Origin of the sequence: uncultured Caldilinea sp. (assembly GCF_937128415.1) — a bacterium.
GTDB lineage: Bacteria > Chloroflexota > Anaerolineae > Caldilineales > Caldilineaceae > Caldilinea.
Genome location: NZ_CAKZMJ010000073.1, coordinates 39,628 through 55,385, shown reverse-complemented (window position 1 = coordinate 55,385; position 15,758 = coordinate 39,628). Strand labels below are relative to the sequence as shown.

Genomic DNA, 15,758 nt, shown 5'->3' with positions numbered 1-15,758 from the left:
TCCGTATAACGTGCTAAATCAAAGCCTGCATTGGACACCTTCTCCAAACTATAGAACAAAGCCGCTGCGCAGTCAATGCGAATTTTTTCTGCCTTTTCAGATGTGCAGGTTATGACGCCAAGGAGAACAACAGGAAACTTTTCGAGGAAAGAACACGCATCAGCCTCGCTGACTCTCGGGACGGGGATGCGACAACGCTTCGGAGAATGGAAGTGCACAAACGTGAAGCGCTGCGCCTGCGAAGAGGACGCCCCTTTCTCCGCAGGCGCAGCATTTAAACCCCGCTAATTCAACATCTGAATGACCCCCGCAGCGCCCATGCCGCCGCCGATGCACATCGTCACCAGCCCGAATTCTTTGCCCTGGCGCCGCAATTCATGGATGATCTGCACCGTCAGCTTGGCGCCGGTGCAGCCGAGCGGATGGCCCAACGCAATGGCGCCGCCGTTGACGTTGACCTTCTCTTCGTCCATGCCCAGCTCGCGGATGACGGCCAGCGCCTGCGCCGCGAAGGCCTCGTTCAGCTCGATCAGGTCGATGTCTTTCAGCTCCAGGCCGGCGTATTTGAGCGCCTTGGGCACGGCCGCCACCGGGCCGATGCCCATCACCTCCGGCGGGACGCCCCCCACGGCGAAGCTGACGAAGCGCGCCAGCGGCTTGAGGCCGAGCGCTTTCGCTTTCTCCTCGCTCATCAGCAGCACGGCGGCCCCGCCGTCGCTGGTCTGCGAGCTGTTGCCGGCGGTGACGGTGCCGTTGACGGCGAAGACCGGCTTGAGCTTCGCCAACGCCTCCATGCTGGTGTCGCGGCGGACGCCTTCGTCGCGCGTGAAGGTCGTGCGCAATTCTTTGACCTCGCTCCCTTCACCGTATTTGATGTGCACGTCGAGCGGGACGATCTCGGCGTCGAACTTGCCGGCGTCCTGCGCCGCAGCGGCGCGCTGATGGCTGCGCAGCGCAAAGGCGTCCTGCTCCTCGCGACCGATCTCATACTGCCGCGCCACGTTTTCAGCCGTCAACCCCATGCCGAGGTAAACGCCCGGATATTCGCTGGCGAGATAGGGATTGGGGACAAATTTGTTGCCGACCATCGGCACCATCGACATGCTCTCGACGCCGCCGGCGATGATCACGTCGCCCATGCCGGCCATGATCTGCTGCGCAGCGGTGGCGATGGTCTGCAGGCCGCTCGAACAGAAGCGGTTGACCGTCTGGCCTGCGGCGGTCACCGGCAGGCCGGCGCGCAGCGAGGCGATGCGGGCTACGTTCATGCCCTGCTCCGCCTCTGGAAAGGCGCAGCCGAGGATCACATCCTCGATTTCGTTTTTGTCGACGCCGGCGCGCTCGACAACGGCGCCGATCACGGCGGCCGCCATTTCGTCCGGCCGCGTCGTGCGCAGCGTCCCTTTCGGAGCTTTCCCCACCGCCGTCCGCACGGCGGAAACGATCACTGCATTGCGCATGTTCTGATTCTCCTTCTAGACAGGTTCTAAGGGCGCAGCGTGCGAAGCGGGCCCCGGCTCAATTGCGAAGCGGCTTGTTGTGCTCCAACATGTATTGAATGCGCTCCTGCGTCTTCTTCTCGCCGACCAGGCTCAGGAAGGCCTCGCGCTCCAGGTCGAGGAAATATTGCTCGTCCATCCACTGCCCCTGGCTGAGGTCGCCGCCGGCGAGGACGTAGCCCAGTTTGCGCGCTACGACGCCGTCATACTCGCTGATGAAGCCGCCCTGAATCAAACCGTAGATTTCGACGTTGACGGCGGCCACGACGTCGCGACCGGCGGCGTACACGTTGTTCTTCACCGTCGGCGGGCGGTAGCCGGCGTCGTTCATGGCGAGCACCGTCTGTTTCGCCTCGGCGATGCGATGGTCCGGGTTGAGGATGACGCGGTCGTTGGGCGTCAGGAAGCCCAGCTCGCGCGCCTCTTCGGCGGAGGTGGAGACTTTGGCGAAGCCGACGGTCTCGAAGATTTTGCGCAGATAGGGCGTCGGGTTGACGTTGGTGGCGTGCATGTGCGGGCTGACGTGGCGCCGCACCATCTCCTTGCAGCCGCCCCACCCAGGAATGACGCCGATGCCGACTTCCACCAGGCCCATGTAGGTTTCGGCGTCGGCGACGATGCGATCTGCATGCAGGCAGATCTCGCAGCCGCCGCCCAGCGCCATCTGATGGGGCGCGGCGACCACCGGCTTGGGCGCGGTGCGGAAGCCCATGAAGGTGTCCTGGCCGAACTTGATCATCATCTCCAGCTCATTCCACAGGTTGCTCTGCACGGCCAGCATGATGGCGAAGATGTTGGCGCCGACCGCAAAGTTCTTGCCGTCGTTGGCGATGACCAGCCCGGCGGCGTTGCCGTGCAGCCGCTCGAGCGCCTCCTGCATGATGTCGAACATCGGGCCGTCGAGCGCATTGACGCGCGTGTGCCACTCCAGCAACATGACGTCGTCGCCGATGTCCCACAGGCTGGCCATGTCGTTGCCCGCCAGCTTCTTGCGCGTGCGGCGAATGTCCTTGATGCTCAACGCCTTGGGGCTGCGCGCTGCTTCCACGTACTCTTTGCAAGCCGGGTCATAGACCATCTGCTTGCCGTTGGCGTAGGTGTAGAAGGTCTCCTTGCCCGACGCCAGCATCTCCTTGACCCAGGGCGCCACGCTGACGCCTTCGCCTTCCATGCGGGCGACGGTCTTGCGCACGCCCAGCTCATCCCATGTCTCGAACGGCCCCATCTCCCAGGCGAAGCCCCACTTCATGGCGTTGTCGATGTCCACCAGGCTGTCGGCGATCTCGGGAATGCGTTTGGAGGCGTAGGCCATCGTGCGCGAGAGGGTGTGCCAGATCAGCTCGCCGGCCTCGTCGTCCGCTTCAACCAGCCTGCGCAGACGGTCGGCCAGCGGAAGATTGCGCGCTTCGCCGACGCTGCTCCAGCGCGGCTTCTTCGGCGGGATGTATTCGATTTTCCCGTCCTCGGCCGCCGCCTGCAGGTCAAGCCCCCAGAACGATTTGTTCCCTTTTTCATCGACGACCGTCTTGTAGAACCCCTGGCCGGTCTTGGCGCCGAGCAGTTTATTCTCAATCAACGCCTTCATCACGGCGGTCGTGTATTGTCCGCGCAGCGCCTCGCGATCCTCGTCGTGCGGAATCAGGCTGTACAGATTTTCGCTGACGAGCGCCATCACGTCGATGCCGACAATGTCGTTGAGGCGGAAGGTGCCGGTTTTGGGCCGCCCCAGCAGTTGGCCGGTCAGCGCGTCCACCTCCTCGACCGTGTAGCCGTTCTCGATCGCAAACTCCATGATGTCGCTCTGGATGAAGCTGATCATGCGGTTGGCGACGAAGTTGGGCGTGTCCTTGCAGATGACAACGCCCTTGCCGAGGACGTTTTCGGCGAAGTGCTTCATGCGTTGAACGACAGCCGGATCGGTGTCCGCCGTCGGGATAATCTCCAGCAGGTGAAGATAGCGCGGCGGGTTGAAAAAGTGCGTGCCCAAAAAGCGGCGCTTGAATTCGGGCGTGCGCCCCTGAGCGATGATGCGAATCGGGATGCCGGAGGTGTTGCTGCTGATGATGGTTTCGGGCCGGGCGACTTTTTCGAGCCGCTCCATCAGTTGTTGCTTAGGCTCCGGCCGCTCGATGATCGCCTCGATCACCCAGTCGCTGGCGCCGACCGCCGCCTCGAAATCGTCTTCGAGGTTGCCGAGCTGAATCAGACTGGCAAGAGCGGGCGTGAAGAGGTTGGCGGGTTTGGCCTTGACCATGCGGTCAAAGCCCGCCTGGACAATGCGATTGCGCACCTTGCGATCGGCAAGGGTGAGCCCCGCCGCCTGCTCTTCAGCGGTCAGCTCCGTGGGGACGATGTCCAGCAGCCAGGAGCGAATCCCGGCGTTCGCCAGATGTCCGGCGATGGCGGCCCCCATCGTCCCCGCGCCGATCACGGTGACGGTGTCAATTCCGTATGGCATGACGAATGTGCTCCTTACACTTCAAACGGGATAACGAGGCAAACGATTCGGTTAATGCAGTGTGCTACGGAGGTAGTTTGACATTGCAATGTTGCGAGATCGTTTTGAGATGATTGTATAAGCGGAAGCGAACGAAGTTGCGAGTCACGTGAAGGTCTCTCTTGTAGAGCGCAATCTTGCAGAAGGTCCGATGGAATTGGCGGTTGGTAGGTGCAGAGGGCCTGCGGCTGCGAGCCGCAGCTACTCAATTGCCAGATGATTTTGTTGAAAAATCATTGGGGCGTCCTGGAAGATGCACCGACTGCGCAACATCTATCAAATTGGGGCTGGGGGAATGGGGCTGACTTTGCCCCATTCCCCCAGCCCGGATTTAGCGTTGCACGAGCGGCAGGAAGATGCCGTTGTCGAAGCCGGCGGTGATGCGCGGCCTGGTCAGTGGATCGCCGAAGACGGCGAAGGTTTTCAACGAATCGAGTGCGCCGGTCAGGGGGGAGGTGAGCAAGTTCTGATAACCGGCCTCGACCAGGTCGCCGATGCGCTGGCTGCCGGGAGGGGAATTGCGCAGTTTGCTCACGAAGCCCTTCTGCAGATAGTCATGCCCGTGCGCCACGCTCTGACCGGTCGGCCCCCAGGTCGCCACTGCGCCGCCGTTCGGGTTGCGGATGAGCAACTCGTCGAGCGTGCCGCCGACGGCGGGCTTGGCGAACTGCGAAGACATGCAGGTCATCGCCAGGTTGACGAACAATTTGTCACGGTTGGCGAGCGTCACCGCCCCGACCACGCTGAAGATCGGGGCCTCGCCCAAGCCGTTGCGATCCTCCAGCTTGGCGTAGTTCCACCAGTTGCCATGGCCGTTGTAGATCACCAGGCCGGCGCCGTCGTTGAGCGCGTTGAACGCCTTCTGCTGCGCCTCTGTGATCGACGGGATGCGCCACGGCTCCGCCGTGGAACGCGCAACCGTGTTGATCAGCCCATTGGCGGCGACCGTGCCGGTCACGATGCGGGAGGGCGAATGATCATAATAGATGCGTTGAGGGTTCGCTCCGTAGCCGGTCAGGGCCACCACTTCGTCGGAGAAATAGGCGAAGTCGCCGGCGGGATCGACCCGCACCTGATGCTGGTCGTTGATGCTGACGATGAAATTGTCCGCCAGGAAGACCTGCGTCGCTCCCCAGCCTGCAATGCCGCCCGCGCGCTCATACGCCACAATTTTGTTGACGACGCCGCTCAGCTCCGTTTCATTGCGCACAGGGAGGCGCCCCAGCCATACATCCGGGACAAAGACGTTCGTCTTGGGATTAATTGCGTTCGGATCGTCGCCGGTGACCGGGTCATCGCCGTTCAGCTGGGCGAAGCACGTCTCGCAGGGAACCTCGTTGATATAGAGGTCTACATTCGCCATGTAGGGCGGGATGGGATGGATGGCGCCCACCGGCGTGCGATTTTCATAGTTGTGCGGGTCGTATGTCCCATCGCCCACCAGCACGACGGAGATCGTTCGGTTGGGGTTTTGCCAGTCCGTGCGATGGCGCAGGAAGTTGCGTATGGCCGGAGCCGAAACGTAGCCGTAGCCATAGACGTCGAAAATCGCCTGTACATCGACAAAGAGCGGTGCATAGCCTTGCCCGGCGCGCAGGTCGAGCAGCGGCTGCACGAGACTGCGCCACTGCGCCGGACCGATGTAAAGGGCGTTGGCGGCTTCGACGTTTCCAAAATTCACGGCGGTGTGTGCAACTACGGTCGGCTGCGGCAGGGCGTCCAGCCGGGCCAGTGCATAGCGGCGCGGGGCGACGCTTGCAGACTGATGCAGGGTCGCGGTTGCGCCGGCGTTCAAGGGAATTTTCACGGGGCGCAGCGGATCGGTGACGTCATAAAGCGTGCGATTGGCGGGCAGGTTGGAGAGCGTGAAGCTCCAGGCGCCGGCGGGCGTCCAGAATTCCGCACCTGCGCCGCCAAAATTGAGCGCCACCGGACGCATCCATTCGACGCTGTCGAGCAGGATGCTGGTCGTGTAGGTGGGATAGCCGCTCGGCAGCAATGTGAGGCGCAGGCTGGCGGGTTTGGCCGTCGTGGCGACGCCGAGTTGCCAGTCTCGCTGAGAGATGCGACAAAGATGGCCCACCTTATTCCAGGGGTTCCAGTCGCTCACCTGAGCGTCGAGGGTCTGACCGGCGCCGCTTAACGCGATGAATTGCAATTTATAGCCGTTCGCAGTGGGGCACTCCCCCATCGGGGCGGCGCCGATCACCGTGACCGTAGCCGTGTAGATCGATTGCCCCGAGGCGTCCGGCAGCCGGGTCGCAAGCGGCAGTGTGACGCTCGGGAAGGAATCTGCGGCGTTCCCTGCCACGGTGAGCGAGCCGTGGAACCAGTGATCGTCGTCGACGCCGGGGTGGAGCGAGACGTAGAGCTTGTTCTCCCGCCAGACGCCCTGTTCATACGCCTGTCCGGGCGGAGCGGACGCTGCAATGTTCTCGCCGTCCGCCATGCGCGCGCCGACGGCGTCGAAGGTCAACCAGTAGATGGAGGTCTGATTCCAGCGGTCGCCCACGGTGGGCGCATAGAAGCGGAAACGGTCGGCCAGCACTTCGACGGCGACGGTTTCGCCCCGGTGCGTCAGGTGAAGCTTATTCGCATCGTAGCCGTTGGCGAGCGCGCTGAAGGGCACTTCTTGCACGCCGGGTTGGCTGACGATCAATTTGTAGCCGTTCTGGAGCGCAGCCTGATTGATCGGAACGTTGATCGCTTCCGCCTGGGCAATCTCCGGAGACGCGGCGGCTGCGATCTGCTCCATGCTCTGCTCCAGGGGCGTTGCGCCGGGGATGAACGCCCGGAGCGATGTCGCGACCTTCACGCCGTCGTGCGCCTGATAGATGGGGCTGACGGCGAGCACGGCGAAACGTTGGCCTTTGACGACGCCCTCGCGTAAGATGAAAACAGGGGTGGAGGGAAGCTGCGCTGTTTCGACGTCCGGCGCGTCGGCGGGCGGCGTCCAGTCCAACACCGGCGGCGGAATCGGCGCCCCGGGTTCGACTTCTCCCACGAGCGGCGCAGACGCAATCTGTTCCACGACGATCGAAGGCGCCCCATGGGGTGGAATCGCCAGCGCAATCGTCTGGATCGGGAGATCATAACCTTGATGGCGTGCAGTGGGGAGAAGGGCGCGAAGCGTTTCAAGGGTGGCGGCGCCGACCTCTGGCGCCGTCCATGCCACGCGCACGCCGTCGCCCTCCGCTGTCACAGAGAGGCCCATCGGCGTCTCAGGTTGCGCCATCGCAGGGGGAACGTAGGCGAACAGCCAAAGGATCAGCAGAAGTAGCTGCGATGTCGTCTTCATTGGTGTGTGCATGCTGAGCCTATCCTTTAACTCCAGATGTTAGAAAATCCTGCCGCAATCGCTCTGAATCCAATTTTCACAGAACCAGTATAGAGATCACCCTCAAAACGACATAAAATCGCTCCCCAATTGTGGTATTTAGATGTTACACTTTGTGGTTGCCCCCTCGCCCCGACACGCGCAGCGCCTTCAGCGGTCGCACCGCCTTGCTCAGTGTGACGGCGCTTCGCCTGCTTCACACGACGACACCCCCGCGTGATCGATACGACTGCGCTACGGCTTGCATACGCTTGACTTCGGGCCGATCCGTTGCGAAAAAACGAGGCGGCCAAGCGGCCACCTCGCGCACCGGTCTCTGTTCAGTTGTTTCACAAAACCATCGCCTATTGATCGCCGCTGCGTCTGCGCGCCGCCAGAGCTGCGGAGAGCGCCGCCAACCCGGCGCCAAAGAGCACAACGGTCACAGGCTCAGGAATGGGCACCGGCGTCGGCGTTGGACCTGGCGTCGGCGTGGCGATCGGAGTGACGATCACTTGTGTTGGCGTGCTGGTGGGTGTGTCGGTGGGGGTTTGCTGCACGACCGTCGGCGTGGGGGTGGGCGTCGCAGGCGGGTTGCAATACGCAGCCGGGTCTTCGTCCGACACCGAAGGACCTGTCACGCGCGCGCGGTTGACGTACGTGGGTCGCGAGCCGGCGCCGTCGCCGGCATTGGCGCACCCTTGAACCGGCCCGCCGCCCGGCAGCGTCACGCCCGGTTGAGCGAGGTCAATCGCCTGCAGGCCGCGCACTTTGTAGAGCCAGACGTCGCCTGGATCGAGCAGGCCATTGGTGTTTGCGTCGTTCAAGGGGCCGAAGACGGAAGGAACCGCGCTGGGCAACTGATTGTCGCTGATGGTGACTGAAATTGGATTCAACGGTTCGCAGACAACGCTGGGAGGACAACTGTAGGTGACCTGATACAAGAAGGAGACAGGGCCTCCCACCGGGATCACAGGCACATCGCCGCCGTTTGGATCGTTGGCGTCGGCGCATCCAGAGGGGATGGACGAGCCGGTCTCGCCGACGTCCACCGGACAGACGTACTTCACCAAAGCCAGATCGCCGATGACGGCAGGTTCTTCCTGGGCGAAGATCGTTGCACCGCCCATCAGCGCCAGAAACCCTACGGCAAGCAAAACAGCGCCTAGCAGCGCAGCAGCAATTTTCAATCTTTTCATGATGGCGGCTCCCCTCAGGCAGAGTGTGATGCAGGTGTCTAGACCTTTCTTCAAAGCATCAAGACATGGTTTGCAGACTATAACATTTTTCTTCGTTCTGCGCAAAGTATGCAAAAAACAAAAATCTCGCGTTCCATACCTCTAAACCGGCCCTCCGCCCGCGGCGATATGAAATTCGTTGTTTTCGCGTGCGACCGCGGAGGCGGGCTTGGCGGCGAGCAGCTCATCGAACAGAGGCAGCGTCCCTGTGCGCACGGCGTGCTCGGCGTAGAGAAACATGGCGGCGGACCACGCCTGCTGCTCGTAGCCCATCGGATGGCCGCTGGCGCCGTGCAGCCACTCGTTGAAGCTCCATTCGTAGGTCGTGCCCTGGCGGTTGGCTTCGGCCAGGGCGACGAGCATTTGCTCCGCCTGATGCCGCCAGCCATGGCGCATCAGCGCAGCCACATGGAAGCCCCCGATCATCGGCCAGATACCGCCGTTGTGGTATTGATGCGGCAGATTCAAATTGCGGCTGCGGTAATACTCGCGCCAGTGGCTTTCGCCGGGGAAGATCGGTGGATAGATGGCCTTGGTCGGGTAGGGCTCCGCCATGCCCACCTGCAACATGTAGCGCAGAATATGCTCGCGACGATGGCCGTCGGCGATGCCGGTGAGCACGGCCAGCAAGTTGCCCAGGCTATCGCACCAGTCGCCGTATTCGCGGAAGGCGACGAACGGCAGATAAAACGGTCGGCTGGAAATGGTGCCGACGTTGTGATAGAGCATGAACCATTCCAGCCGGATCGCCTTGAGCTTCTCCAGGTGCTCCGCAAAGTGTTCGGCCACCCAGCAGCGATCCACCCACATCAACAGGTTGACGCGCTCATGCACGCCGGCGGCGTCCACCTCGCCTTGATAGACTTCCGTCCCCTCCGGCAGGTGCGCCGCCAGCTCCTGATGCGCCAGCTTGGCGGCGTAATAGAGCACGTTGTCATACAACACGTTGTAGCGCACCGCCAGCAGGTCCATCCAGTCGCCCGCCTCCGGCACCTCCAAGAGGCCGCACTCGTTCATGTCCTGATAGTCGAGCCAACGCATCGCCTTGTCGATCGTGGGCCAGTGGCGCAGCAGAAACTCCTGGTCGCGCGTGTAGTGGAAATGCAGATAATGGGCGAGGATGAACCAGAGGTTGGAATCGACGGCGCCGGCGTTTTCGGTGCTGACATAGCCGGTGTCCGGGTTGACGTTGAGTGGAATCAGCCCGCGACGGCTCTGATGTCGGCCCAGCGTCTCCAGCGACGCTCTGCCGGCGCGGATCAGGTTCTCGTTGCCCGTGCAGACGGCGCCCAGGAAGGTGATGGCGGAATCGCGCGCCCAAATCTGCGGATAGCCGGCCGCCTGCGCCGAAGCGCGAAAGCCATAGGGCGTGGAGCACTCGTGAAGAATGTTGACGGCTCGGAAATGAGCCTCCTGGATCAACTTGACGTGTAGCATAGCGATATTGTATCCGCACTCCCGTGTTGCGTCTATTCTTTGAAGAATTTGGTCAAGCGATTGTTTGCTGCGCAGCTGAGCTTTCGCACAAGGCTGAATGACCGCTGTATAATGAATCCACCTTATGCAGTTGGCTTTGTTTCTGGGGAGCTCTGGATTTTTAACCAACGCGCAGCGCCGGTTTCCTCGTAGGTGCGGCTCTCAGCCGCACGCGCTTGATGAGCTGCAAAGTCTGGAAGAATTCGAGCATGCGCAGCTGCGCCTACGGGTTGCCAGAATCCTTTGTGAAATTCCTTCTAGCTTCCTGCAAGGTTGCATTCTATGAGAAGGCGCCATCGAACTGCGTAACACGAGTGGATAAATTTGATGGCTCTGCACCCCGGGCTCTCCGTGGGCCAGAGAGATATAGCCTCTTGCGTTGGAGTCAGAGAAACGGCCATGGACGCACGCAACGAAATCCTCACTCGCATTCGCACAATTCTGGATCGCCCTGATTTGCCCTTTCCCCCGCGCGAGGCGCCGCCCCTCACCGCCGAAGAGCGCATGACGGTGACGCACGCCGAAGGCGGCAAACGCCAGCTGGCGGAACGTTTCGGGCAGGAGCTGACCAAGCTATACGGAAGCTACGAGATTCTCGAATCCGCCATCGAGGTGCGGCTGGCGCTGATCAACCGGTTAAACGACTGGGCCGCCGAAGAGGAGGCGGCGCGCAAGGGGCCAAAGCCCGATCTGCGCGGCCAAGAGCGTATGGTCTTGAGCTGGGCGGCGGACAAACTGCCCGTGGAGGGATTGCATGAGGCGCTCGCCGACACCGGCTGGAAACTGGTCGCCCCCCGCCAGCTCACGACGCCGGAGGCATTGGAAGCGGTGCGTTTCATTCGCTTCGGCGTCACCGGCGTCGAGGCCGCCTTCGCTGCCACCGCCTCGATGCTGGTGATCGCCGGCCCGGGGCAAAGCCGCGCCGCCAGCCTGCTGCCCTTCCGCCATGTTGCGATCATCCCTTTCAGCCGCCTCTATCCAACCATCGAATCCTGGCTTGCCGAACGCCGCGCCGCCGGCGAGCTGGTTGACCTGCTGCGCAGCCGCGCCGGCTGGAACCTGATCACCGGGCCCAGCAAGTCCGGCGACATCGAGATGAACCTCACGCTGGGGGTGCACGGCCCGAAATTTGTGCACGCAATTTTGTTCAACGACCTGGGCGACGGCGGTGAATAGGCCAAAAGAGGAAGCGAGCGGCGACCGTCCTTCATTCTCGAAGCTTCAGCCGTTCAACTCAAATCGATTCGCTCCACGCCTTCGATGGCGAGAATCCAATCGGCGCCATATGCGCCGGCCGGGGTTTGAAAACCCGGTTTGACGTCGCCTGCCAACACTTTCTGCACGAGGCGAAGCGACGCCAGCGCCGTCAGTGTGTAGGCTTCCGGCGTGCGCATGCGCGCCTCCACGACATGGCCCAAGTCGTCTTCGGCGCGCCCCCATAACAAGCTGACGCCGCGCAAGCGTTCTTCGTCGGTCGGACCAGGAGTTGCGGAGCGAATGCGGCGACGCAACTCCTTCGCCACGCCGGGCGCACGCAGCAGCCAACCGAAGCAGCGACCGGCCTGCAAGGCGCGCACCATCGCCTTGGAGAAGCACATGTACACTTCGATGTTGGGGACGCCGGTGCTGTAATAGGCCGTCGCCACATCGCCCCAGGGAACGGTGACGGCCAGGCGCGGCCCCTTGCCGAAGTCGATCGAGCGCGTCTTCCAGGCGATAGGAACGGGCGTCAACTTGCCATCTCGACGCACCATGCCGCCCTCCCCACGCAGAAGCGCCTCCAGCATCGTCGTCGCCGTGCCGCGCGAAATTTTGCCCAGTGCGCAAACGCCGAGCAAAAGCCGGACGGCGGTGGGCAGCCTGCGGTGGAGGTGCACTGCCAGGCAATCCGAAGGAGCCACGTCGAAGCCGACGCCGGGCAGAAGCATCACGCCCGCACGTTGCGCCTCCTCGTTGCGTTGGGCCAGCGCCTCGAACACAGCGATTTCGCCGGTGACGTCGAGATAGTGCACCCCGTTGCGCAGACAGGCTTCCACCATGGGCGCCGCCGTATAGACGAAAGGGCCGGCGCAGTGCAACGCCACCGTCACTCCGGAAAGCGCGGCGTCGAGCGCAGATGCGTCATCCAACGGTGCGATTCGATACGGGAGCTGGAGTTGCCTGGCCAGCGTCGCCACCTGCGTTTCGTTGCGGCCGGCCAGCATCGGCTGCAACCCTTGGGTGACCGCCGTGCGGGCGATCAGCGCGCCGGTGTAACCATTGGCGCCGTAGATTAAAAATGGATGAGTCATCTTGGTTTGCTGCTCCTATCGCCCCCTATTGTACATCAGAAAAACTTCACAGAACCGTTGCGCGTCTGGACACACATGGACTTTGCTCAAGCCCTTCGACAAGGGTGTAGGGAAAAAGCAGGGGATTGTCCAAGAAGAGGCGCAAGAGACCGAAAAACGAATGCGGGCAGAAGAAAACCGCCGTTCAACCGGCGTCGGTCCGGCGACAGTTGAACGGCGGCTGACGAATCGTTACACCTTTTCCAGTTTCACCCATGTGTCATAGAAGACGGCGCTGCCGCCTACAATGTCGGACAGGCAGGTGTTGCCGAGATATGGATCGACGCGCATGATCGCATTGGCGTGAAATCCTGCAGCGCGCCGCGGATCCGCCGGAATGGTTTCGCCGTCGATCGTAAAGGCGCTGGCGCCGTTGGCCCAGTGACCGAAGCCGAGTGAGAAGCTGACCACGCCGGGCCTGATGCCTTCGATCACCTTGACGCGGCCTTCCACGGGTTTGCGTCCCAGAGGGCCGAGGTTCCAGACACCGTCGGGATTGGAGGCGCTCTTGATGCGCACCGTATCGCCGGGCGCCAGCCCCAGACGCTCGGCGTCGACGCGGTTGATCAGCACCTCATTTTCCGGGCTGATCGTCAGGAGCCAATAGCAACCGTTGGTGCGCGATTTGGTCTGCGTGCTCTGGCGATAGGTGCTCAGCAACAAAGGATAGCCCTGTTGTCGATCCTCTTCCAAAGAGCGCCCCAGGCTGTCGGCGATCGGCAAATGCTTTGGATAGCCCAGATAGCGCTCCCCTGTCATGCTGTTGCGCAGCAACGCCGTTTTCTCGTGATAAAGGTTGATCTGGCGTCCGTAGCGGTTGCGCAGTCTCTCGCCGTCATAGGCTTCTGCATAGCCCTGGAAACGACCGCCGCGGTTGAGCACATAGACGACTTTGCGCCACCACTCCTCGCCGACGGCTTCTCGCCAGCGGTCGACGCTGAAAACGCTCTCCGGAAGATGGCGTCTCGCCTCTGTAAAGAGCGCCAACTCTTCGTCCGAAGCGTCGGGCACGGGCGTGTCTTCGGCGGCCACGTTCGCCACCATTTTGAGATAAAAGTCGTCAGGATGCGTCAATTTCTGTCCTTCGCCGAAGCCGTTCGGCCCAAAACCGGTGCTGCCCAGCTTTTCGGCGAACGCCATCAACATCGATTCCAAACAGATCGGAACCTCTTCGCCGAAAACCCGCACCGTTTCGACCATCGGCGCAGCCACCGGGTTGCGAATCGGCTGGACTTTGGGCGTCACGGATGGATGGGAGCCGTGAAACTCCCAGCGCTCCATGTAGCTCAGATCGGGGAAGATGTAATCGGCGTACAGGGAGGTCTCGCCGATTGTGATGTCGTTGGCGATGAAGAGCGGAATCTTCTCCACGTCTGCAAGAATCTGGATATTGGTGTGCCCGGCGGGCAGGGCGTAAGTCGGCGCCCCCATATAAAGGATGAGCGCCTTGATAGGATACGGATAGGCGTCGCCCGCCGAGGGAATCGTCTCCTGGTAGATGTCGGACGCCAGTGGATACCAGGGGCGTTTGGCGGGATATCCTTCAAACAGGGTCGACTTTTCGTATTCGGTCTCGTGGCGGATGATCGAGACGCCGAAGGTGGGCATGGCGTTTGGATGCATGCTCATCACCGGAAACGGTTGACCGTTCTTGGCGCCCGTTGCGTCGTAGGTGGTGGGCTTGACCATCCCGCCCTTCCAGTCGTAGTTTCCGATCAGTAGGTTGAGGCTCATCCAGGCGGCCACATTGTAGTAGCCGTTCGTGTGCTGTGAAACGCCGCGATGGATGTCTGCGGCGGCCTTCTTACCATGGCTGGTGAACTCACGCGCCAGCTCAACGATGTCCTGCGCGCGGACATCGCAAATCTGCGCCCACTCTTCGAGCGTGTGTTCGTTGGCGGATTCAAACAGCAGCTGCATGGCGCTTTTGACGCGTATGCCGCCGATCGTCGTGTCCACGAAGAGGTCGCCATGCACCGGCGTCTCGGCGTCGGCGGGCGCAACCGCCGTCGGTTTGCCCTCTTGCAGGACGACAAACCGATCGTCTTTCTCCGCTACATCGTCCGGTTGAAGCTCCGGCGGCAGGTCGCGCACGCGCAGGAAGGCGCCGGGGCCGTCTTTTTCGATACGAACCAGCCAGGCGGCGTTGCTCCAGGTGGACTCGCCGATCTCCGCCGCCGCCGCCTTGTTCGCTGCAGCCAGATAGCGCGCGTCGTAGCGCTGATTCTCGATGATCCACTGAATCATCGCCAACGCCAGGGCGCCCTCTGCGCCGGGGGCGGCGGGGATCCATTTCCACGCCTTCGCCGCCGTCTTGGAGTGGCGCGGGTCCACCACAGCGATCTTGAGGCCGCGCTCGGTCAGGCCGTCGGTCACCTTGCCGGTGCGCAGCGGCGGCCCATACCCACCCTCGAAGATGTTGGCGCCGACAAAGATGATGAACTCGCTGTTGCCGGTGTCCGCCTGCCAGTAGAATTTTTGCCCCCCGCTCCATTTGCCGTCCGCATATTGCTCGCTCATCGCCTTGCAGGCGAAATAGAGCGAGCCTTGACAGACCGTCGTGTGTCCATGACGATTCAGGCTGCCGAAGCTGTTGGTGATGAAGCGTTGCACCATCTGGGAGCGGCCGGCTTTCATGCGCCCCCACATGAAGACGAGCTGATTGTTCTTCGGCCCCAGATCGGGATGATCCGGATCGATCAATGCGTCCAGATGTTCTCGATATTTCTCTTGAAATTCGGCGACGGTCATCTTCTTGGAGCGGATCAGAGCGACGTCTGCGCTCATGGCGGCGGCCAGCTCCGGGTCGCGCAGCGCATAGAGGTCGCGCAACCCTTCCACCTCTCGGTTCTCCTCGCCCGGAACATGGGCGAAGAGGCGGCCCCCCTCGACAATCTCGGTGACAGCCTGTTCAAAAGAGATCGACTGCCATTTGTTCTCACCGCGCTTGCCTGCACGCTTCAAAACTGTGCGGATGCGATAGGGGTCATACAAAATCTGGATGCCGGCCTGCCCGCGAGGGCAGATGGCGCCGTCCAGACGAGCGACGTTGGGATCGAGCGGCGAGTTGTCGTAGTCGATGTGCGGGGTCATCGTCCAGGGATTGAAGGGGTTGCCGTCCACTTTGACCACCACGCCGTCGAGCAATTTCACCTTGATGCCGCAACCTGTGTTGCAATTCTGGCAACTGGTGTACAGAATATTGCGTGGGTCCGCCAGCTTGTAAAAACGACCATCGTCGAGGCTGGCCGTCTGCGCCAGCGCCTCGCGCTGACTCAGGTGACCGGCGAAGAGCGCAGCGCCGCCCAGCAATGCAGAGTTGCGCAGAAAATTGCGGCGAGAGCGATCTTGGGGTTCTTCCGCTCGGGATGCCGCATGGTTCACGGCTCCGATCTCTTGCAT

At 62.0% G+C, this 15,758-nt stretch carries 8 protein-coding genes; 1 reads left to right on the top strand and 7 read right to left on the bottom strand.

Features of this window, described 5'->3' with window-relative positions:
- Positions 1–284: 284 nt before the first annotated feature.
- The 5 genes from Q0367_RS14105 to Q0367_RS14085 all read right to left on the bottom strand — a co-directional run bounded on the left by Q0367_RS14105 (position 285) and on the right by Q0367_RS14085 (position 9,987).
- Positions 285–1,460, bottom strand: coding sequence for an acetyl-CoA C-acyltransferase (locus Q0367_RS14105; protein ID WP_298983000.1), 1,176 nt, complete (start codon positions 1,458–1,460; stop codon positions 285–287).
- 58 nt (positions 1,461–1,518) lie between these two features.
- Positions 1,519–3,957, bottom strand: coding sequence for a 3-hydroxyacyl-CoA dehydrogenase/enoyl-CoA hydratase family protein (locus Q0367_RS14100; protein WP_298982997.1), 2,439 nt, complete (start codon positions 3,955–3,957; stop codon positions 1,519–1,521).
- Between the two features lie 370 nt (positions 3,958–4,327).
- A complete protein-coding gene (locus tag Q0367_RS14095) occupies positions 4,328–7,306 on the bottom strand; it encodes a C25 family cysteine peptidase (protein WP_298982994.1) in 2,979 nt (992 codons plus the stop codon).
- Positions 7,307–7,677: 371 nt separating this feature from the next.
- Positions 7,678–8,511 carry a PEP-CTERM sorting domain-containing protein gene (locus Q0367_RS14090; protein ID WP_298982992.1) on the bottom strand — a complete coding sequence of 278 codons (834 nt, stop codon included), beginning with the start codon at positions 8,509–8,511 and terminating at the stop codon, positions 7,678–7,680.
- A 141-nt stretch (positions 8,512–8,652) separates the two neighbouring features.
- Positions 8,653–9,987 (bottom strand): amylo-alpha-1,6-glucosidase, encoded by a 1,335-nt coding sequence (locus Q0367_RS14085; protein ID WP_298982990.1) that lies wholly within the window; start codon positions 9,985–9,987, stop codon positions 8,653–8,655.
- A gap of 438 nt (positions 9,988–10,425) precedes the next feature.
- Here Q0367_RS14085 and Q0367_RS14080 point away from each other — a divergent pair, with 438 nt between their 5' ends.
- Positions 10,426–11,202, top strand: coding sequence for an LUD domain-containing protein (locus tag Q0367_RS14080; protein ID WP_298982988.1), 777 nt, complete (start codon positions 10,426–10,428; stop codon positions 11,200–11,202).
- A 53-nt stretch (positions 11,203–11,255) separates the two neighbouring features.
- On the opposite strand, the gene Q0367_RS14075 is transcribed toward Q0367_RS14080, so the two are convergent.
- Together Q0367_RS14075 and Q0367_RS14070 are read right to left on the bottom strand one after the other, a co-directional pair.
- Positions 11,256–12,317, bottom strand: a complete 1,062-nt coding sequence (locus tag Q0367_RS14075) for a trans-acting enoyl reductase family protein (RefSeq protein ID WP_298982986.1) — start codon at positions 12,315–12,317, stop codon at positions 11,256–11,258.
- Positions 12,318–12,548: 231 nt separating this feature from the next.
- Positions 12,549–15,758 carry a molybdopterin-dependent oxidoreductase gene (locus Q0367_RS14070; protein WP_298982984.1) on the bottom strand — a complete coding sequence of 1,070 codons (3,210 nt, stop codon included), beginning with the start codon at positions 15,756–15,758 and terminating at the stop codon, positions 12,549–12,551.